This is a genomic window from Brevundimonas sp. AJA228-03, assembly GCF_017795885.1.
In the GTDB taxonomy this organism is placed as follows: Bacteria; Pseudomonadota; Alphaproteobacteria; order Caulobacterales; family Caulobacteraceae; genus Brevundimonas.
Window position 1 is genome coordinate 1,984,817 of sequence record NZ_CP059297.1, and the last position, 20,174, is coordinate 2,004,990.

25 protein-coding genes are annotated in these 20,174 nt (G+C 65.4%); 23 read left to right on the plus strand and 2 right to left on the minus strand.

Annotated features, from left to right (window positions below):
• Positions 1–6 precede the first annotated feature (6 nt).
• From HZ989_RS09855 to HZ989_RS09965, 23 genes are all read left to right on the plus strand, one after another.
• Complete coding sequence (locus tag HZ989_RS09855; protein ID WP_209323097.1) at positions 7–1,185, plus strand: NADH-quinone oxidoreductase subunit D; 1,179 nt, start codon at positions 7–9, stop codon at positions 1,183–1,185.
• Positions 1,182–1,373, plus strand: coding sequence for a hypothetical protein (locus tag HZ989_RS09860; RefSeq protein WP_209320663.1), 192 nt, complete (start codon positions 1,182–1,184; stop codon positions 1,371–1,373). Before HZ989_RS09855 ends, HZ989_RS09860 begins: the two co-directional genes overlap by 4 nt.
• A complete protein-coding gene (locus HZ989_RS09865; RefSeq protein WP_209320664.1) occupies positions 1,373–1,759 on the plus strand; it encodes a hypothetical protein in 387 nt (128 codons plus the stop codon). Before HZ989_RS09860 ends, HZ989_RS09865 begins: the two co-directional genes overlap by 1 nt.
• Positions 1,756–2,418, plus strand: a complete 663-nt coding sequence (gene nuoE / locus HZ989_RS09870; RefSeq protein WP_209320665.1) for an NADH-quinone oxidoreductase subunit NuoE — start codon at positions 1,756–1,758, stop codon at positions 2,416–2,418. The genes HZ989_RS09865 and nuoE overlap by 4 nt, the downstream gene beginning before the upstream one ends.
• A complete protein-coding gene (locus HZ989_RS09875; protein WP_209320666.1) occupies positions 2,415–2,603 on the plus strand; it encodes a hypothetical protein in 189 nt (62 codons plus the stop codon). Before nuoE ends, HZ989_RS09875 begins: the two co-directional genes overlap by 4 nt.
• Positions 2,604–2,648: 45 nt before the next feature.
• Positions 2,649–2,921 carry a hypothetical protein gene (locus tag HZ989_RS09880; RefSeq protein ID WP_209320667.1) on the plus strand — a complete coding sequence of 91 codons (273 nt, stop codon included), beginning with the start codon at positions 2,649–2,651 and terminating at the stop codon, positions 2,919–2,921.
• 390 nt (positions 2,922–3,311) lie between these two features.
• A complete protein-coding gene (nuoF, locus tag HZ989_RS09885) occupies positions 3,312–4,625 on the plus strand; it encodes an NADH-quinone oxidoreductase subunit NuoF (RefSeq protein WP_209320668.1) in 1,314 nt (437 codons plus the stop codon).
• 3 nt (positions 4,626–4,628) lie between these two features.
• Positions 4,629–5,123 carry a hypothetical protein gene (locus HZ989_RS09890; RefSeq protein WP_209320669.1) on the plus strand — a complete coding sequence of 165 codons (495 nt, stop codon included), beginning with the start codon at positions 4,629–4,631 and terminating at the stop codon, positions 5,121–5,123.
• Entirely contained in the window at positions 5,123–5,368 is a 246-nt protein-coding gene (locus tag HZ989_RS09895) for a hypothetical protein (protein WP_209320670.1), read from the plus strand. The genes HZ989_RS09890 and HZ989_RS09895 overlap by 1 nt, the downstream gene beginning before the upstream one ends.
• Entirely contained in the window at positions 5,368–7,413 is a 2,046-nt protein-coding gene (gene nuoG / locus HZ989_RS09900; RefSeq protein WP_209320671.1) for an NADH-quinone oxidoreductase subunit NuoG, read from the plus strand. Before HZ989_RS09895 ends, nuoG begins: the two co-directional genes overlap by 1 nt.
• Before the next feature lie 3 nt (positions 7,414–7,416).
• Entirely contained in the window at positions 7,417–8,487 is a 1,071-nt protein-coding gene (nuoH, locus tag HZ989_RS09905; RefSeq protein ID WP_209320672.1) for an NADH-quinone oxidoreductase subunit NuoH, read from the plus strand.
• A 5-nt stretch (positions 8,488–8,492) separates the two neighbouring features.
• On the plus strand, positions 8,493–8,702 hold the full coding sequence (locus tag HZ989_RS09910) for a hypothetical protein (RefSeq protein WP_209320673.1): 210 nt from the start codon (positions 8,493–8,495) through the stop codon (positions 8,700–8,702).
• Positions 8,699–9,190: an NADH-quinone oxidoreductase subunit NuoI gene (gene nuoI / locus HZ989_RS09915; RefSeq protein ID WP_209320674.1), complete on the plus strand. Its 492-nt coding sequence runs from the start codon at positions 8,699–8,701 to the stop codon at positions 9,188–9,190. Before HZ989_RS09910 ends, nuoI begins: the two co-directional genes overlap by 4 nt.
• Before the next feature lie 122 nt (positions 9,191–9,312).
• Positions 9,313–9,939 (plus strand): NADH-quinone oxidoreductase subunit J, encoded by a 627-nt coding sequence (locus HZ989_RS09920; RefSeq protein ID WP_209320675.1) that lies wholly within the window; start codon positions 9,313–9,315, stop codon positions 9,937–9,939.
• Entirely contained in the window at positions 9,939–10,247 is a 309-nt protein-coding gene (gene nuoK, locus HZ989_RS09925) for an NADH-quinone oxidoreductase subunit NuoK (protein WP_209320676.1), read from the plus strand. Before HZ989_RS09920 ends, nuoK begins: the two co-directional genes overlap by 1 nt.
• Positions 10,248–10,252: 5 nt before the next feature.
• Positions 10,253–12,355, plus strand: coding sequence for an NADH-quinone oxidoreductase subunit L (nuoL, locus tag HZ989_RS09930; RefSeq protein ID WP_209320677.1), 2,103 nt, complete (start codon positions 10,253–10,255; stop codon positions 12,353–12,355).
• A 3-nt stretch (positions 12,356–12,358) separates the two neighbouring features.
• Positions 12,359–13,846 (plus strand): NADH-quinone oxidoreductase subunit M, encoded by a 1,488-nt coding sequence (locus tag HZ989_RS09935; RefSeq protein WP_209320678.1) that lies wholly within the window; start codon positions 12,359–12,361, stop codon positions 13,844–13,846.
• A gap of 7 nt (positions 13,847–13,853) precedes the next feature.
• Entirely contained in the window at positions 13,854–15,299 is a 1,446-nt protein-coding gene (gene nuoN / locus HZ989_RS09940; RefSeq protein ID WP_209320679.1) for an NADH-quinone oxidoreductase subunit NuoN, read from the plus strand.
• A 4-nt stretch (positions 15,300–15,303) separates the two neighbouring features.
• Positions 15,304–16,050 (plus strand): biotin--[acetyl-CoA-carboxylase] ligase, encoded by a 747-nt coding sequence (locus HZ989_RS09945; protein ID WP_209320680.1) that lies wholly within the window; start codon positions 15,304–15,306, stop codon positions 16,048–16,050.
• A complete protein-coding gene (locus tag HZ989_RS09950; protein WP_209323098.1) occupies positions 16,047–16,829 on the plus strand; it encodes a type III pantothenate kinase in 783 nt (260 codons plus the stop codon). Before HZ989_RS09945 ends, HZ989_RS09950 begins: the two co-directional genes overlap by 4 nt.
• Complete coding sequence (locus HZ989_RS09955; protein ID WP_209320681.1) at positions 16,826–18,502, plus strand: ribonuclease J; 1,677 nt, start codon at positions 16,826–16,828, stop codon at positions 18,500–18,502. Before HZ989_RS09950 ends, HZ989_RS09955 begins: the two co-directional genes overlap by 4 nt.
• Positions 18,502–18,924, plus strand: a complete 423-nt coding sequence (gene mce, locus HZ989_RS09960) for a methylmalonyl-CoA epimerase (RefSeq protein WP_209320682.1) — start codon at positions 18,502–18,504, stop codon at positions 18,922–18,924. Before HZ989_RS09955 ends, mce begins: the two co-directional genes overlap by 1 nt.
• Positions 18,924–19,187: a DUF1467 family protein gene (locus HZ989_RS09965; RefSeq protein ID WP_209320683.1), complete on the plus strand. Its 264-nt coding sequence runs from the start codon at positions 18,924–18,926 to the stop codon at positions 19,185–19,187. Before mce ends, HZ989_RS09965 begins: the two co-directional genes overlap by 1 nt.
• Here the strand turns inward: HZ989_RS09965 and HZ989_RS09970 are convergent.
• Both HZ989_RS09970 and HZ989_RS09975 read right to left on the minus strand, forming a co-directional pair.
• A complete protein-coding gene (locus HZ989_RS09970; protein ID WP_209320684.1) occupies positions 19,184–19,711 on the minus strand; it encodes a hypothetical protein in 528 nt (175 codons plus the stop codon). The two genes, HZ989_RS09965 and HZ989_RS09970, sit on opposite strands and share 4 nt — an antisense overlap.
• A 5-nt stretch (positions 19,712–19,716) precedes the next feature.
• The gene (locus HZ989_RS09975; RefSeq protein WP_209320685.1) at positions 19,717–20,130 is read right to left on the minus strand and encodes a DUF2141 domain-containing protein; all 414 of its coding nucleotides are present in this window, start codon (positions 20,128–20,130) and stop codon (positions 19,717–19,719) included.
• Between the last annotated feature and the right edge of the window lie 44 nt (positions 20,131–20,174).

Genomic DNA, 20,174 nt, shown 5'->3' on the forward strand with positions numbered 1-20,174 from the left:
CGCGAGATGGACGACCGCAAGTTCACCATCAACTTCGGGCCCCAGCACCCGGCCGCCCATGGTGTGCTGCGTCTGGTGCTGGAACTGGACGGGGAGGTGGTCGAGCGCGTCGATCCGCATATCGGCCTGCTGCATCGCGGTACCGAAAAGCTGATGGAGGCCCGCACCTACCTCCAGAACGTGCCCTATCTGGACCGGCTCGACTACGTCGCGCCGATGAACCAGGAGCATGCCTTCTGTCTGGCCATCGAGCGGTTGCTCGAAATCGAGGTTCCGTATCGCGCCCAGCTGATCCGGGTGCTGTATTCGGAAATCGGCCGCATCCTGTCGCACATGCTGAACGTGACGACCCAGGCGCTGGACGTCGGGGCCCTGACGCCGCCGCTGTGGGGCTTCGAGCAGCGCGAAAAGCTGATGGTCTTCTACGAGCGGGCCTGCGGCGCGCGCCTGCACGCCAACTATTTCCGGCCGGGCGGCGTGCATCAGGACCTGCCCATGGCCCTGATCGACGACATCGGCCGCTGGTGCGCCGAGTTCCCGGCGGCTTTGGCCGACATCGAGAGCCTGGTCACCGAGAACCGCATCTTCAAGCAGCGCAACGTCGACATCGGTGTGGTGTCCAAGGAGCAGGCCCTGCAGTGGGGCTTTTCCGGCGTGATGCTGCGCGGCTCGGACATCGCCTGGGACCTGCGCAAGTCGCAGCCCTATGAATGCTATGCCGAGCTCGATTTCGGCGTGGTCGTCGGCAAGAACGGCGACTGCTGGGACCGCTACCTCGTCCGCGTCGAGGAGATGAAGCAGTCGGTGCACATCATGGAGCAGTGCATCCACAAGCTGCGCAACTGCCCCGGCGAACCGGTCATGGTCGAGAACAACAAGATCGTGCCGCCGACGCGCGGCGAGATGAAGCGGTCGATGGAAGCCCTGATCCATCACTTCAAGCTCTACACCGAAGGCTTCCACACTCCGGCCGGCGAGGTCTATGCCGCCGTCGAGGCCCCCAAGGGCGAGTTCGGAATCTATCTGGTCAGTGACGGCACCAACAAGCCGTACCGCGTGAAGATCAGCGCGCCCGGCTTCCGCCACCTGCAGGCCATGGACTGGATGAACCGCGGCCACATGCTGGCCGACGTGTCAGCCATCCTGGGCTCGCTGGATATCGTGTTCGGGGAGGTGGATCGGTGAGTGACAAGCCTCTGAGTGATCTGGTCCAGAAGGGCTGGGAAGTCGTCAGCTATTCCGCAACCGACGCGTCCGGAACAGCCTATCAGCACAGCGTCCTGCTGCGCCGCAGCGGCGAACACAAGATCGTGGTGCTTCGCAAGAAAATCCTCGGCGACGGTGTGGTTGTAGACTCGGAGCTTGACCTCTGATGTCAATCCCCACTCCTGTTTTCGCCCTTGAGGACTGGACCTATGTCTGGGTATGGTCAGTAATCATGGCGCTCACTTTCGGCGTGTTTGTGAGAAACCGGGATCTGGTCCCGGAAGAAAATCGCCGTCCTGTTCTCGCCCGCTTCCTGTCCAGCCTGGCGCTTTTTGCAGTGCTTTGGGTTCCCTCACAGATCATCTGGAAGGCCGTCGAGCAGGGTGCCGAAGCCAGTGGTGAGGCCTGGCCTGTGGCCTGGGGCATCGGCTCGGGCATCCTGATGATGGCGGCAGCTTTTGCGGTTTTGCTGCTCGCTGTGTCCCGGTGGTCCGCGGCGCGACGGTTCCTTTTTCCCGGTACGGGCCAAACCAGCAGGGCCGATCCCTCATGAGCGTCCGTCGTCTCGCCAAGGAACAACCCGCCTCGTTCGCCTTCTCGAAGGAGACGCTGAAGAAGGTCGACTGGTGGATCGCCAAATATCCGGCCGATCGTGCCCGTTCGGCCGTGATCCCGATGCTGTGGCTGGTGCAGAAGCAAGAGGGCTGGGTGTCCGAGCCCGCCATCCGCGCCATCGCCGAGAAGCTCGACATGGCCTACATCCGGGTGCTGGAGGTCGCGACCTTCTACACCATGTTCATGCTGGAGCCGGTCGGCTCGGCCGCCCTGATCCAGGTCTGCGGCACCACGCCCTGCATGCTGCGCGGCTCGGGCGAACTGATGAAGGTCTGCAAGAGCCGGATCGGGGACAAGCAGACCCTGTCGGCCGACGGCAAATTCTACTGGGAAGAGGTCGAGTGTCTGGGGGCCTGTGTCAACGCGCCCATGGCCATGATCAACGACTACTATTTCGAGGACCTGACGGCCGCCGACCTGAACCAGATCATCGACGACTTCGCGGCGGGCAAGACGCCCAAACCGGGCACGCGAGTCGACCGCGTGAACTCGGCACCAGAGGGCGGGCCGCTGACCCTGACCGATCCGAAACTGTATGACGGCACGGCGGCGAAGAAGATCAAGAAACTCCCGAACTCCGAGCCCGTGACGGCATGACCGAACCTTTCGATCCCAAGTCGGGCCAATCCCTCAAGAACTCCGACGCCTTCTTCGCGATCGGGTTCGTGTTTTTCGTCCTCGGGCTGTCCGGCGACAACAATTCCGCCTTTCTGGCGATCGGCCTCGCGTTCATCGCCGTCGGGGTGGCCGGCCGGGTGCGCAAGCCCAAGGTCGATAAGTGATATGGGCGCTCAACCAGCAACCTGCGGCTCGGGCGAGGTCAGCGCATGACCGATGCAAGGTCTGACGAGAAGGTGGCCGCCTATCGTGCGGAAATCCGTGCCGTGGGCCGCAACCAGCGGCTGGCGGGCTTCGGCCTGGTGCTGCTCGGGGCTATTCTGGTCTGGGGCGCGACACGCGCGGGTGGGCTCGCCGAGTTCGTGCAGATGGCGGGCTATACGGCGCTGGCGGCGGGATGGGCCCTGATGCTGGCCGCGATTTTCCTGCGCACCCGATATCACCGCCGTCGGATGGCCGAGCTGGACGGAGGCCCACAATGAGCGCCTTGCTTCCCGGCCAGGACGAACCGTCGCGTGATTATCCGACGGGGCGTGCACAGTCCGTGATCACAAGACGTTCGGGGGACCGTCGTGACATCAAAACCACCGAAGCGCGGCGTCGCCGGCCTTTTCATGGCCAATCTGATGGGCGCCAGCGCCCTGCCTTTGGGCGGGGCCTCGGCACCGCCCGCGACACCGACGCCTGCTGCGCCGTCCCCTTCGCCTTCTCCCGCCGGTTCCCCGAATGCGCCTGATCAGACACCCCCAAGTTCAGGCGCCCAGCGTCCGCCTCCGCCAACCGAGCGCCAGACCGGCGATCGGCGGAGCGAACTCTCGCGCCCGCGCGGCAGCGGGAACGGCCGGGGTGGCCGGGGCAGGGGAGGCGCGCTGATGGTCGGTCTGCTGGAAGACAAGGATCGCATCTTCACCAACCTGTACGGGCTCCAGGACTGGGGTCTGGAAGGTGCGAAAAACCGTGGTTGCTGGAACGCGACCAAGGACATGCTGGATATGGGCCGCGACTGGCTCATCACCAACGTCAAGAACTCGGGTCTGCGCGGACGCGGCGGCGCCGGGTTTTCGACCGGTCTGAAGTGGTCCTTCATGCCGAAGGAGGTGAAGGACCGGCCTCACTACCTCGTCGTCAACGCCGACGAGTCCGAGCCCGGCACCTGCAAGGACCGGGAGATCATGCGCCATGATCCCCACCTGCTGATCGAAGGCTGTCTGATCGCCTCCTTCGCGATGCAGGCCCACGCCTGCTACGTCTATCTGCGCGGCGAATATGTGCTGGAACGCGAGCGCATGGAGGCGGCGGTCAAGCAGGCCTATGAGGCGAAGCTGATCGGCAAGAACAACGTCCACGGCTGGGACTTCGACCTCTATATCCACCACGGCGCGGGCGCTTACATTTGCGGCGAAGAGACCGCCCTGCTGGAAAGCCTGGAGGGCAAGAAGGGCCAGCCGCGCCTGAAGCCGCCGTTCCCGGCCGGCGCGGGCCTGTATGGCTGCCCCACCACGGTGAACAACGTCGAGTCGATCGCCGTCGTCGGCACGATCCTGCGTCGTGGGGCCCAGTGGTTTGCCGGCTTCGGCCGTCCGAACAACACCGGCACCAAGCTGATGAGCATCAGCGGCCACGTGAACCGGCCCTGCAATGTCGAAGAGGCCATGTCGATCCCGCTGCGTCAGCTGATCGAGGATCACTGCGGCGGGGTGCGCGGCGGCTGGGACAATCTGAAGGCCATCATCCCGGGCGGGGTCTCGGTGCCCCTGATCACGCGCGAGATGAGCGAAGTCGCCCTGATGGACTTCGATTCCCTGCGCGAAATGAAGTCGGGTCTGGGCACGGCCGCCGTGGTGGTGATGGACAACTCCACCGACCTGGTGAAGGCGATCGCCCGCATCAGCTATTTCTACAAGCACGAGAGCTGCGGCCAGTGCACGCCGTGCCGCGAGGGCACCGGCTGGATGTGGCGCGTGCTGGAGCGGATGGCCGTGGGCGAGGCCGATCCCGCCGAGATCGACATGCTGCTGGAAGTCTCGACCCAGATCGAGGGCCACACCATCTGCGCGCTCGGCGACGCCGCCGCCTGGCCGGTCCAGGGGCTGATCCGCCACTTCCGCCACGAGATCGAGGACCGCATTTCGTCCTACCGCACCCGCCGCGCGAACTTCGCCGGCCACGCGATCGCGGCGGAGTAGGGGATGCGGCGCGCCCTGATCCTGTCCCTGACGGCGATGGCCCTGTCGGCCTGCGGCAAGCCTGCCGAGACGGCCGCGACCCCGGCCGAGACCGTCGCCCCGACCGCGCCGGTGTCAGGTGCCGTGGCCCGGTCGCCGGCCGTGCTGACGGCCGTGGACCTGCGCCGCGTCTGTCGCGCCGGTCTGGCCGCCATCCATGGCCAGCAGGTCGAGGCGATCGAGCTGACCGGCCTGGAGGGTCAGGTCGTCAACGCCCAGTGGCGCGCGCCCGTCGATGGCGGGATGATGAAGGCCCAGTGCCGCGCCGCTGACGGACTGGTCGTGTGGAAGCCGCTGGACCTGCCCGACCCCGCCTCCGTTCGGTGGATGAATGCATCCGGCGATCCGGTCATGCGCTATGCCATGCGCGGCGACGAGATCGAGATCACCCAGACGCTGCCAGACGGCACGACGCAGACGGCCATGATGACTATGCCGGCGAACGGGGAGGCGGGCTGATGGTCGACGAACCCGACAACCTCGTCCTGCAGATCCTCCGCCGTGTGGAAATCCGCTTGACCGCAATCGAAACCAAGCTGGATCGCGTGGGCGAAGACGTCCACGGCCTCAAGATCCGTATGACACATGTCGAGGAGGGTCTCGCGGGCGTGAACCGTCGACTGGATCGAATCGAAGAACGCGTGGATCGGATCGAGAAACGCCTCGATCTGGTCGATCATCCCTACGGCGGAGTCCGCGAATAATGCCCGTCGCTAAAGTCAACGGCATCGAAGTCGAGTTCGAGCCCGGCATGACCGTGCTTCAGGTTGCCGAGCGCGCCGGGCACGAGATCCCGCGCTTCTGCTATCACGAGCGGCTGTCGATCGCTGGCAACTGCCGCATGTGCCTGGTCGAGGTGAAGCCCGGACCGCCCAAGCCGCAAGCCAGCTGCGCCCTGCCGGCCGCCGAAAACCAGGAGATCTTCACCGACACGCCGATGGTCAAGAAGGCGCGCGAAGGGGTGATGGAGTTCCTGCTCATCAACCACCCGCTGGACTGCCCGATCTGCGACCAGGGCGGCGAGTGCGACCTGCAGGACCAGGCCATGGGCTATGGCCGCGACGGTTCGCGCTATGCCGAGAACAAGCGCGCGGTCGAAGAAAAGAACATGGGTCCGACGATCAAGACCTTCATGACGCGGTGCATCCAGTGCACCCGCTGCGTGCGGTTCGTGTCGGAAGTGGCGGGCGTGCCGGACATCGGCATGATCAGTCGAGGCGAGGACGCCGAGATCACCACCTATCTGGAACAGGCCGTGGGGTCCGAGCTGTCGGGCAACGTCAACGACCTGTGCCCCGTGGGGGCCCTGACGCACCGGCCGTGGCAGTTCCACTATCGCCCGTGGGAACTGAAGAAGACCGAGACCATCGACGTCATGGACGCCCTGGGCTCCAACATCTCGGCCCAGTCCAAGGGTGCCGAGATCATGCGTATCCTGCCGCGCGTGCACGAGGGCATCAACGAGGAGTGGCTGTCGGACAAGAGCCGCTATGTCGTCGACGGCCTGCAGGCGCGCCGTCTGGACCGGCCCTATGTGCGCGAGAACGGCAAGCTGCGCGTCGCCTCGTGGGACGAGGCGCTGAACGCGGTCGCCTCGAAGCTGAAGTCAGCCCCGTCAGACCGGATCGGCGTCATCGCCGGGGATTTGCAGGACGCGGAATCGATGAAGGCGGCGCTGGACCTGTTCCGCGCGCTGGGCTCGTCCAACACCGACTGTCGCCAGGACGGATCGGCCCTGGGATATGGCCCGCGCGAGGGCTGGCTGTTCAACACGGGTCTGCAAGGTCTGGAAGGGGCGGACTCGATCCTTCTGGTCGGCGTCAATCCGCGCACCGAAGGCCCCTTGCTGAACCAGCGCATCCGCAAGTCCTGGCTGGCCGGCAAGACCCGCGTCAGCGTCATCGGCGATGCCGCCGACCTGACCTATGACTATGACCTGATCGGTCGCGGGACGAAGACGCTGTCCAAGCTGCCGAAGGCGGCTGCCGATGCCCTGTCGAAAGCCGAACGCCCCGCCATCGTCGTCGGTTCGGGGGCCCTGTCGGGCCCCAGGGGCCCGGCCGTAATCAACGCCCTCGGCGCACTCGCCGGCTCGCTGGGCGTCGTCAAGGATGGCTGGAACGGCTTTAACGTGCTGCACTACGCCGCCGCCCGCGTCGGCGGGCTGGACATGGGCTTCGTCCCGGCGACGGGCGGCCTTTCGGCCCATGAGATGGTCCAGCGGGGTGCACTCGATGTGCTGTTCCTGCTGGGGGCGGACGAGATCGAGACCGGTCCGTCGAACGCCTTCAAGGTCTATCTGGGCAGCCATGGCGACCGCGGGGCGCACACCGCCGACGTCATCCTGCCGGGTGCCGCCTGGACCGAAAAGTCGGGCCTTTATGTCAACACCGAGGGCCGGGTGCAGATGGCCGAACGCGCCGTCTTCCCCAAGGGCGAGGCCAAGGAAGACTGGGCCATCCTGCGTGCCCTGTCCGAGCGCGTGGGTCACACCTTGCCATACGACACCCTGGAGCAGCTGCGCACGAAACTGATGGGCGACCATCCGACGTTCGGCCGGATCGACTATCTGGCCCCTGCTGCGTCGTTCGACGTGGCGAGCCTGGGGACCAAAGGGGCTCTGGGCGATGTCGCCTTCACCTCGGCCGTGACCGACCCCTATCTGAACAACCCGATCGCGCGCGCCAGCGCGACGATGGCCGAGCTTAGCGCCCTGCGCATGGCTCCGGCCCTGCTGGCGGCGGAGTAGAGCATGACCGAGAATTTCTGGACCGGACCGGTCGGCTGGACCCTGATCACCACCGGCGGCATCCTGATCGTCACGATCGGTATCCTGCTGTCGCTGGCCTTCCTGCTGCTGGCCGATCGCAAGATCTGGGCGGCCGTGATGATGCGGAAAGGGCCCAATGTCGTGGGTCCGTTCGGCCTGCTTCAGTCCTTCGCCGACTTTCTGAAGTTCGTCCTGAAGGAAATCGTCGTTCCCGCCGGGGCCGACAAGGCGGTCTTCCTGCTGGCACCGCTGATCAGCTTCGTCCTCGCCTTCGTGGCCTGGGCCGCCATTCCGTTCGCGCCGGGCTGGGTCATCTCCGACCTGAACGTCGGCATCCTGTACATCTTCGCCATCAGCTCGCTGGGCGTCTACGGCATCATCATGGGCGGCTGGGCTTCGAACTCGAAGTATCCGTTCCTGGGCTCGCTGCGGTCGGCCGCGCAGATGGTGTCGTACGAGGTCTCGATCGGCCTGATCATCATCAACGTCATCCTGCTGGCCGGGACCATGAACCTGTCGTCGATCGTGACGGCGCAGGAAGGCTGGATCTGGAACTGGTTCGCCTTCGGCGGCGGGGCCGACACCTGGCCGCTGGTGGTGGTGATGATCCCGGTGACGATGATGTTCTTCATTTCGGCCCTGGCGGAAACCAACCGCCCGCCGTTCGACCTGCCAGAAGCGGAGTCCGAACTGGTGGCCGGCTATCAGGTCGAATACTCCTCCACGCCCTATCTGCTGTTCATGATCGGCGAATACGCCAACATCGTCTTCATGTGCGCCATGATCAGCCTGCTGTTCTTCGGCGGCTGGAACCCGGGCTTTCCGATCGACTTCACCGCCGACTGGCCGCCGTTCCTGGTCAATTTTCTGCTGTTCCTGGTCCTGGCGACCAAGATCGTCTTCTGGTTCTTCATGTTCGCCATGGTGAAGACCTTCGTGCCGCGCTACCGCTACGACCAGCTGATGCGGCTGGGCTGGAAGATCTTCCTGCCGACGTCTCTGGTGGCCGTGGTGATCGTGTCGGCCTGGCGCGTCTTTATGGTCGAGGCATGATCCGGATGGCCGCCCTGTCCGTCCTTTGCATCGGCCTGACCGGCTGTCTGCCGCCCGCCTATGAGGCCGAGCCGGCGTCCGTCTATCAGTGGCAGCGGCGTCAGGAAGGCATTGAGCGGCGCGAGGCCGAACGCGTGCGCCTGTGCGCCATCATGAACACCGACACGGATCGCTATCGCCGCGACTGCCGCCGTCCCGGAGACCCCATCCGATGATTACCCGTATCGTCCAGGCCGCGAAGGGTGCGCTGCTGATCGACATGGTGGGGGCTTTCGGCCTGACCCTGCGCGAGTTCTTTCGCCCCAAGCACACCATCAACTATCCGTTCGAGCGCAATCCGCAGTCGCCGCGCTTCCGGGGCGAACACGCCCTGCGCCGCTATGCGAACGGCGAGGAACGCTGCATCGCCTGCAAGCTGTGCGAGGCCATCTGCCCGGCCCAGGCGATAACCATCGAATCGGAGCCCCGCAGCGACGGCAGCCGCCGGACCACCCGCTACGACATCGACATGGTCAAATGCATCTATTGCGGCCTGTGCCAGGAGGCCTGCCCGGTGGATGCCATCGTCGAGGGTCCGAACAGCGAGTTCGCCACCGAGACGCGCGAGGAACTGCTCTATGACAAGGCGCGGCTGCTGGACAACGGCGACCGCTGGGAACGCCAGATCGCCAGGAACCTGGAGCTCGACGCACCCTATCGGTGAGGATTTCCCTCTCCCGGCGGGAGAGGGGCAGAATACGAATTGCTCGCTTCATTTTGGGGCGAACGCTGTCTAAGAGGTGCGGCGATTGCGCCGCACCATTTCGGAAAGGGCGAAAGCCTCCCATGCTGCAAGGCATAGCCTTCTATCTGCTCTCGGCGGTGGCAGTCGTGTCCGGCCTTCTGGTCGTGACTGCGCGCAACCCCGTGCACAGCGTCCTGTGGCTGATCCTGGCCTTCTTCTCGTCGGCCGGACTGTTCGTGCTGCTGGGGGCGGAGTTCCTGGCCATGCTTCTGGTCGTCGTCTACGTCGGCGCGGTCGCGGTCCTGTTCCTGTTCGTCGTCATGATGCTGGATGTGGACTTCGTGAGGCTGCGCGAGGGGTATGCGACCTATCTGCCCCTGGCGGCGATCGTGGCGGGCATACTGCTGGCCGAGATGGTCATGATCTCGATCGTGGTGGTGCAGGGCGGGGCGGCTTCGGACGCCGTGGCACCCGCCGTCGCCACCGCCGATGCCTCGAACGTCGAGACGATCGGGCGGGTGCTCTATACCGATTACATCTACTTCTTCCAGGCGGCCGGGATCGTGCTGCTGATCGCCATGATCGGGGCAATCGTCCTGACCCTGCGCAAGAAGCCGTCGGTCCGCCGTCAGGATCCGGGGGCCCAGACCAACCGCGACCGCAAGACCTCGGTCCAGATCAAGGGCGTCGTCACCGGGGCGGGCGTTACCGGCGAGGAGCTGCGCTGATGGACGTCGGTCTGCAACACTATCTGGCGGTCGCCGCCATGCTGTTCACCATCGGTGTCTTCGGCATTTTCGTGAACCGGAAGAACATCATCATCATCCTGATGTCGGTCGAGCTGATCCTGCTGGCGGTGAACATCAACTTCGTCGCCTTCTCCGCCTATCTGAACGACGTACAGGGGCAGATCATGGCCATGTTCGTCCTGACGGTGGCCGCGGCCGAAGCCGCCGTGGGCCTGGCGATCCTGGTGACCTTCTTCCGCAACCGCGGCGACATCGCGGTTGACGACGCCAATGTGATGAAGGGCTGACCGGAGTGACTCTCGAACTGCTCGTCACGCTCGGCGTCTTCGCCCCGCTGCTCGGTGCCGCCATCGCCGGCCTCTTCGGTCGCCGCATCGGCGATATCCCGTCGCAAGCCATCACGACCGGCCTGCTGTTCTTTTCGTGCGCCGTCGCCTGGACGGTGTTCAGCCAGTGGACCTGGGGTCATCTCGAACCCTTCACGGTCACGATCGCGCCCTTCATCAACGTCGGCGATTTCCAGTCGGCCTGGTCGATCCGCATCGATGCCCTGTCGGCGGTGATGCTGGTCGTGGTGACCAGCGTGTCTTCGCTCGTGCACCTGTATTCGTGGGGATACATGGCCGAAGACGACTCCAGGCCGCGCTTCTTCGCCTATCTGTCCCTGTTCACCTTCGCCATGCTGGCGCTGGTGACCGCCGCCGACTTCATGCAGCTCTTCTTCGGCTGGGAAGGGGTGGGGCTGGCGTCCTATCTGCTGATCGGCTTCTGGTACAAGAAATCGACCGCGTCGGCCGCCGCCATCAAGGCCTTCGTCGTCAACCGCGTCGGCGACTTTGGCTTTGCGCTGGGCATCATCACCGTCTTCTGGATGTTCGGCACGATCGAGTTCGCCGAGCTGTTCCCGATGATCGCCTCGAAACAGGGGCAGGGCTGGGCGTTCCTGGGGCACACCTGGTCGGCGCTGGATCTGGCGGGTGTGCTGCTGTTCATCGGTGCCATGGGCAAGTCGGCGCAGTTCTTCCTGCACACCTGGCTGCCCGATGCGATGGAGGGCCCGACGCCGGTGTCCGCCCTGATCCACGCCGCGACCATGGTCACCGCCGGCGTGTACATGGTCTGCCTGCTCAGCCCGATCTATGAGTATGCGCCCACGGCGTCGCTGCTGATCGCCATCACCGGCGCAGTCACGGCCCTGTTCGCGGCGACGGTCGGCCTGATGCAGAACGACATCAAGCGGGTCATCGCCTATTCGACCTGTTCGCAGCTGGGCTACATGTTCTTTGCGGCGGGCGTCGGCGTCTATGAATCCGCCATGTTCCACCTGTTTACGCACGCCTTTTTCAAGGCCCTGCTGTTCCTGGGGGCCGGATCGGTGATCCACGGGATGCACCACGAACAGGACATGCGGAAGATGGGCGGGCTGTGGAAACTGCTGCCCGTCACCTATGCGGTCATGATGATCGGCACGATCGCCATCACCGGCCTGGGCATCCCCGGGATCGGCGGTTTCGCCGGCTTCTATTCGAAGGATTCGATCCTCGAGAGCGCCTGGGCGGCGGCCACGAGCGGCCATTCGGCAGCGGGGTATTTCGCCTTCTTCGTCGGCATCTTCGCGGCCGGGCTGACCAGCTACTATTCGTGGCGGCTGATCTTCATGACCTTCCACAACAGGCCGCAATGGACGGAAGAGGCGATCGCCGCACACGCGCACGACCACCCTGACGATCGCGCCCCGCACGCCCGGATCGAGACCCACGCGGAGCGGATCGAGGATGGAGATCATGGCGCGCACGGGCATGACGATCATGGCCATCATGGCCCATTGAAGCCGCACGAGAGCCCGTGGGTCATGCTGGCGCCGTTGATCGTTCTGGCGATCGGCGCGGTCGCAGCGGGCTTCGTCTTCGCGCCCGACTTCATCGGCCATCACGAGACCGAGTTCTGGCGCGGTGCCATCTTCAACGGTCCGCACAACCATGTCCTGCACGAGAGCCACGAGGTTCCGCTGTGGGTGAAGTGGTCGCCGCTGGTCGTGACCCTGCTGGGGGCCGCCATCGCCGCCTTCTACTACGTCCTGCACGAAGGGATGGCAAAGCGGATGGCCGCGAAGGAGGGACCGCTCTGGACCTTCCTGTACAACAAGTGGTTCTTCGACGAGATCTACGGGTTCGTCTTCGTCAAGGGTGCCAGGGCGCTGGGCGACTTCTTCTGGAAGGTCTGCGATGTCCGGATCATCGACGGGCTGGGGCCGAACGGTGCCGCCTGGGCGTCGCTGAAATCGGCCGCGCGGCTGGCCAGGCTCCAGTCCGGCTATGTCTACCACTATGCGTTCGTGATGCTGCTCGGCGTGGCCGGTCTGCTCGCCTTCGCCATCTACACCTGGGGTGCCTGAGTTATGGGTGCGATCCCCAATATCCTGAGCGTGGTCACCTTCCTGCCGCTGGTCGGGGCGCTGCTGATCCTGATCGGCCGCTTTGCCGCTCCGTCGGGCCAGGATGGCATCGCCCGCTGGGTGGCGCTGGGCACCACTCTGGTGACCCTGGCCCTGTCGGCGGTGCTGGTGCTTCAGTTCGATAGCGCCAACCCGGCCTATCAGTTCGTCGAGAACTACGCCTGGTTCGCCGGGGCCGGATATCACCTCGGCGTGGACGGGATCTCGATCCTGTTCGTCCTGCTGACGGCCTTCCTGATGCCGATCTGCATCCTGGCCAGCTGGAAGTCGATCGAGACCCGCGTCGTCGACTACATGATCGCCTTCCTGGTGCTGGAGACCCTGGTCATCGGGGTGTTCACCTCGCTGGACCTGTTCCTGTTCTACATCTTCTTCGAAGGCACCCTGGTGCCGATGTTCATCATCATCGGGGTCTGGGGCGGGGCGAACCGGATCTATGCCGCCTACAAATTCTTCCTCTACACCCTGCTGGGGTCCGTGCTGATGCTGCTGGCCATGCTGTGGATGGCCAACAAGGCGGGCACGACCAGCATTCCGGAGCTGAAGACCTTCGCCTTCAGCCCGCAGGCCCAGTCGGTGCTGTGGCTGGCCTTCTTCGCCTCGTTCGCGGTGAAGATGCCGATGTGGCCCGTCCACACCTGGCTGCCCGACGCCCACGTCCAGGCGCCGACGGCGGGATCGGTCATTCTGGCCGGCATCCTGCTGAAGCTCGGCGGTTACGGCTTCATCCTGTTCAATGTGCCGATGTTCCCGGATGCATCCGTCCTGTACCGGCCGCTGGTCTTCACCCTGTCGGTGATCGCCATCGCCTACACGTCCCTGGTCGCCTTCCGACAGACCGACATCAAGAAGCTGATCGCCTATTCGTCGGTGGCGCACATGGGCTTCGTGACCATGGGCATCTTCGCCGGCAACGCCCAGGGGATGCAGGGGGCCATCTTCCAGATGCTGAGCCACGGGCTGATCTCGGGCGCGCTCTTCCTCTGCGTCGGTGTCGTCTATGACCGGATGCACACGCGCGAGATCGCCTTCTACGGCGGCCTGACCAACCGGATGCCCTGGTACGCGGCCATCTTCCTGATGTTCACCATGGCCAACGTCGGTCTGCCGGGGACCTCGGGCTTCATTGGCGAGATGCTGACGATGACCGGCGTCTATCAGGCCTCGACCTGGGCGGCGTTCGTGGCCGCGACCGGCGTCATCCTGTCGGCCGTCTATGCCCTGACCCTGTATCGCAACGTCATGTTCGGCGAGATCACCAACCCGGCGCTGGCCACGATCAAGGACATCGACCTGCGCGAGCTGGTCATCTTCGTCCCCCTGATCGTCGGCACGATCTGGCTGGGCGTCCAGCCGGACCTCGTCCTGAACTACACCGCCGCCTCCGTCGACGCCGTCGTCAACGGCTGGCAGCTCGCGACCGGCGGGTGAGAGAATAATGCCTGACCTGTCCCAAGCCCTCTATCTCGCCGCCCCGGAGCTGACGCTCGCCATCGGTGCGCTCGTCCTGTTGCTGCTCGGTGCCTTCATCGGCGAGAAGTCGGCGCGGCTGGTGTCGATCCTGTCCGTCGCCCTGCTCATCGCGGCCGCTGCCGTCGCCGCGACCGGCCCGCTCGGTACCGCCTTCAACGGGGCCTATGTCGCCGATCCACTGGCCGTCTATGCCAAGGTCGCCATCTATCTGGCCTCGGCCGTGGCCGTCGTTCTGGGCGGCGGCTGGATGCAGCGCACCGGTATCGCCCGGTTCGAGTTCCCGATCCTGATCGTCCTCGCCGCCGTCGGCATGGGGATGATGGTGTCGTCCGGCGACCTGATTTCGCTCTATGTCGGGGTCGAGCTGCACTCGCTGGCCCTCTATGTGCTGGCCGCCTATCACCGCGACGACCTGAAGGCGTCCGAGGCCGGCCTGAAGTATTTCGTGCTCGGGGCCCTGTCGTCCGGCCTGCTGCTGTATGGCTCCAGCCTGATCTATGGCTTCTCAGGCTCGATGCATTTCGAGGACATCGCCGCCTATGCCACGGCCAACCCCGGTCCGGGCCTGATCTTCGGCCTGGTGTTCCTGATCTGCGGTCTGGCGTTCAAGGTCTCGGCCGCGCCGTTCCACATGTGGACGCCCGACGTTTATGAAGGCGCGCCGACGCCGGTCGTGGCCTTCTTCACCACGGCACCGAAGATGGCCGCCATGGTCCTGTTTGCACGCGCCCTGAGCGAAGGCTTCCTGCAGGCCCACGAGCAGTGGGCCCAGGTGCTGATCCTGATCGCCCTCGCCAGCTTCGTCGTCGGGGCCTGGGGTGGCCTGGCGCAGAAGGACATCCAGCGCCTGCTGGCCTATTCGTCGATCGCCAACATCGGCTACGCCATTCTGGGCATCGCGGCAGGCACCGAGCAGGGCCTGCAGGCCATGGTCATGTTCATGACCCTGTACATGATTGACACCATGGGCTTCTTCGCCATCCTCCTGTCCCTGAGCCGCAACGGTCGTCCGATCCGCAAGATCGCCGACCTGGTGGGCCTGAAGAAGGACCGGCCGGTCACCGCCATGGCCATCACCGTATTGTCGCTGTCGGTGCTGGGCATGCCGCCGTTCTCGGGCTTCTGGGGCAAATACTATGTCTTCGGCGCTGCGGCTTCGGCTGGTTACTGGATGGTGGCTGCGGCGGGTCTGGTGGCCTCGGTCGTGGCGGCCTTCTACTATCTGCGCATTATCAAGCTGATGTGGTTCGACGCGGCACCGGACGATGGGGTCGCCACCGACAAGGCTCCGGTCGAAGCTCAATGGATCGGCTGGGTCTGCGCGGCCTTTTCCTTCCCGCTGGTGATCGTCGGCCTGATCTGGCTGGAGCCGCTGACCCAAATCGCCGCGACCGGGTTCGGAGCGAAGTAGGGCGGTGACGCCGCCCATTGATCTGCTGGACGAGATCGATTCCACCAACGCCGAGGCACGCCGCCGCGCCGAGGCCGGTGAAACCGTGGCCCGGTGGATCGTCGCTCGCCGACAGTCCGCCGGACGCGGTCGGCGCGGGCGCGCGTGGAACAGCGACACCGGCAACCTGTTCGCCACCCTGCTGACCCTGACCCACAAGGCCCCGGCCGAGGCGGCGCAGGTGACGTTCGTCGCGGCGCTCGCCGTCGCCGACCTGCTGGATGCCTTTGCCGTGCCCGGATCGGTCAGTATCAAATGGCCCAATGACGTGATGCTCGCGGGCGAGAAGGCCGCCGGTATCCTGATCGAGTCCGGCACGCACGCGTCCGGCGCACTGTGGCTGGCCGTCGGCATCGGCGTGAACCTGGCCCATGCGCCGGAGGGGACCGAACGCCCGGCGACCTGTCTGGCCAGCCACCTGCGCTCGGATATCGCCTATCCGCCGTCCATCGACGCCGCCGCGCGCGTGCTGGCCGAGGCCTTTGCCCTCTGGCAGGCGCGTTGGGAAAGCCTGGGCTTCCAGCCCATCCTCGACGCCTGGATTGCGCGCACCAGCGGGCTGGACGGTCCCTGCGTCGCGCGTCTGGGTCATGAGACGGTCGAGGGGACCGCCGATGGCGTGGCACCGGACGGAGCCCTCCGCCTGCGCACGGCCGATGGTCAGCTGCGGCTGATCTCGGCAGGCGATGTTTTCTTTGGAGTGGCCGCCTGATGCTTCTCGCCATCGAACAGGGCAATACCAACACGCTGTTCGCCGTCCATGACGGCGAGGCCTGGATCGCCCAATGGCGCACGGCCACCGAGGCCAGCCGCACCGCCGACGAATACGCCGTCTGGCTGACGCAGCTGCTGGCCATGCGGAAGATCGAGCTGGCGTCGTTGAACGGCTGCATCATCTCCAGCGTGGTCCCGCAATCGATCTTCAACCTGAGAAACCTCGCCCGTCGCTATCTGTCGGTTGAGCCCCTGGTCATCGGCGACAATGTCGAACTGGGCATCCCCGTGCGGATCAGGAAACCCAGCGAGGCGGGTGCGGATCGCCTGGTCAACGCCATCGGTGCGCATCTGATCTATCCCGGCGACCTGATCGTCATCGACTCGGGCACAGCGACCACCTTCGACATCGTCGCCGCGGACGGGGCGTTCGAGGGCGGGGCGATCGCGCCCGGCATCAACCTCAGCCTCCAGGCCCTGCACGAGGCGGCGGCCATGCTGCCGCGTATCGCCATCCAGAGGCCCGAGACCGTGATCGGCAAGGACACCGTGTCCAATATGCAGTCCGGGGTCTTCTGGGGTTATGTCAGCCTGATCGAGGGCATGGTCGCCCGCATCAAGGCGGAGTGGGGGGCACCCATGACCGTCGTCGGCACCGGGGGCGTGGCCTCGCTGTTCGAAGGCGCCACCCAAAGCATCGACCGGTTCGATCCGGACCTGACCATTCGCGGCCTGCTCGAAATCTGGCGCCGCAATACCCATCTGACGGACACATGACAAAAATCAAAGCGAACGACGAACTCGTCTACCTGCCGCTGGGCGGCTCGGGCGAGGTCGGTATGAACCTCAACTGCTATGGCTACGGCCCCGAAGACGACCGCCAGTGGATCATCGTCGACGTCGGTGTGACCTTCGGCGATTCGTCCACGCCCGGCGTCGACATCATCGTGCCCGACCCCGCCTTCCTCGAAGGCGAGGCCATCCGTGGCATCCTGCTGACCCATGCGCATGAGGACCACATCGGGGCCCTGCCGTGGCTGTGGGAACGGATGAAGGCCCCGCTTTACGCCACGCCCTTCACCGCCTTCCTGATCCGCGAGAAGCTGCGCGACCGGGGCCTGCGCGACGTCAAGATCATCGAGGTGCCGATGGGCGGCCACGTCGATCTGGGACCGTTCTCGGTGGACTTCATCACCATGACCCATTCGATCGCCGAGCCGAACGGCCTGAAGATCGTCACGCCGCTGGGAACGGTCTTCCATACCGGCGACTGGAAGCTGGATCCCAACCCCGTCATCGGCAAGCCGACCGATGTTGCCGCCATCACCCGGATGGGCGACGAGGGCCTGCTGGCCATGGTCTGCGATTCCACCAATGTCTTCGTCGAGGGCGAGGCGGGATCGGAAACCGAAGCGCAGGATGGCCTGATCGACCTGATCGGCAGCCTCAGGACCGGCCGGATCGCCGTCGGCTGCTTCGCCTCCAACGTCGCCCGTATGGTCAGCGTCATCAAGGCGGCGGACAAGGCGGGCCGTCGCGTGGCCCTGGCCGGTCGCTCGATGCACCGGATCACGGCGGCGGCGAAACACGTCGGCCTGTTCAATGACTCCAGGGCCATCCTGTCCGAGGACGAGGCCCGTCACTGGCCGGCCGACGAGATCCTGTATCTGTGCACCGGCAGCCAGGGCGAGGACCGTGCGGCCCTGTCGCGCGTCGCCGACGGATCGCATCCCTTCATCAAGCTGGGTCTGGGCGACCACTGCATCTTCTCGTCGCGGATCATTCCGGGCAACGAACTGGCCATCGCCGACCTTCAGGACCGCCTGGCCGACCGGGGGGTGCGCCTCTATACCGAGAAGGACCATCCGGGCATCCACGTCTCGGGCCACCCGTGCCGCGACGAGATGCGCCAGATGTATGCTTGGGCCCGCCCGCGCATCTCGGTCCCGACCCACGGCATGCGTCGCCACCTGATGGAGCATGCGGCGCTGGCCCGCGACCTGGGCGTGCCGGAGACGGTCACGCCCCGCAATGGCGACCTCGTTCGTCTGGCCCCCGGTGTGGCCGCCATCATCGACGAGGTGCCCAACGGTCGTCTGTATGTCGACGGCGGCATGGTGGTGACGGAGAAGGGCGAGGCCCTGCGCGAGCGTCGCCACGCCTCGACCAATGGCGTACTGGTCGTCAGCTTTGCCATGGACAAGCGCGGCAAGATCGTCTCGGACATTGACGTCCGCGCCATCGGCCTGCCGGGCGACGAGGTCACGCCCCTGGGCGACGCTCTCGACGATCTGGCCGAGCGCGTCGAACAGGTCGTCGGCTCGCTGAAGGGTGAGGCGCGCGATGACGACGATGTGGTCGAACAGGCCGTGGCGCGGGTACTGAAGAAGGCCTCGCAGCAGATCTGGGACCGTCGCCCGATCGTCGAGACGGTGATCCTGAGGCTGTGATGATCGGTCGCCTGAACCACATCGGCATCGCGACCCCGTCCATCGAGGCCAGCGTCGCACTCTATCGCGATATGCTCGGCGCCACGTCGGCCGGCGAGCCCTTCGACCTGCCGGCCCAGGGCGTGAGGGTCTGTTTCATCGACCTGCCCAACAGCCAGATCGAGCTGATTGAACCGCTGGGAGAGGACAGCCCGATCCACGGCTTTCTGGCGAAGAACCCGAAGGGCGGCCAGCACCACGTCTGTTTCGAGGTCGAGGATATCCTGATCGCCCGCGATGCGCTGCGGGCGAAGGGCGCGACCCTTCTCGGGTCCGGCGAACCCCGCATCGGCGCCCACGGCACCCCCATCCTGTTCCTGCACCCGAAAGATATGGGCGGCGTCCTGATCGAGCTGATGCAAGCCCCCAAGGACACGCACTGATGCCCATCGGCCCCCTGACCATGTTCGCCATCTATATCGTCGTCTGGTGGGTGGTGCTGTTCGGCATCCTGCCTCTCGGCACCTCGGCCGAGACGCACGAGCCGCCGACCGACGGCACCCAGTGGGGCGCGCCGAAGACGCCGAACCTGAAGCGCAAGTTCATCACGACCACCTGGGTCGCCCTGATCGTCTGGGCCTTCGTGATGTTCCTCGTCTACATCGGCTGGATGCCCCTGCCGGATATGGCACCACCCGGCGTCTAGACGGTCGTCAGCCGGGCCGACCGTCGCCTGGTCCTGAGGACCATCCGCACGATCTCGGCCCCGTTCCAGCCCAGCAGCAGGACGAGGAAGACCAGCATGACCACGCCGTGGGTCATGCCGATCAGCTGGGGCCCCTCACGGTTCAGGATGGCCTTCAGCGCATCGATGCGCAGATAGACCTCGTTCACTCCGCCGCCGATCAGCATGTAGTAGCTGAGGATCATGGAACTGAGATGGACGAAGCGCCAGCCGCTATGGTGCCGGATCAGGCGACCCGCGCCCCAGCCGACGGCGATCAGGACCAGGGTGATGATCGCCAGCACGTGGGGGAAGAAGAACTGCCCCAGCTGGTAGATGCCGAGCGCCGTCACGTTCAGCACGATCTGGGAGATGACGAAGGTCAGGCCGACCAGCCGGTGCTGCCGCGTACCCTTGGGGGTGACGAACACGAAGGCTCCGGCAGCCAGGGCGACGAGGCAGGCGAGGCTGTGGATCCAGCCGAGCGGGACGAGGTCGAGGTTCATCGTGCTCAGAGCCCCAGCTGAACGGTGATGACGCCGCCGGCCGCGCCGACAGTGACGGCCGCGTCCGCGAAGTTCGGCGGTCCCATGACCGCAGGGGCGTTGCGGCTGTAGCCCCAGGGCTCGTTCGGGCGACCCATCATGCTGAAGCCCAGGCGGCCGTTTGAGTCGACGTCCTGAAAGGCACCGACGCCGTAGCGACCGGCGGGGACGTTCTCGAACCGTGCAATGGCCATGCCGTTGCTGACCGCCACGCGGGCATTTCGCGAGCAGCGGGTCATCCCTTCGGACTCGGAGCAGAGCTGAACCATCACGGGCCCGCCCGGTTGGGCGCCCGTCAGGCGAACCTCTACCGTTCCGGCGATGGCGAGGCCGGGCAGGGTGGCAGCGGCCAGAACGGTTGTGAACAGAAGACGTTTCATCAGATTCCCCCAGGTAAAAGAACTTTGTAATACAAAGCATGGCG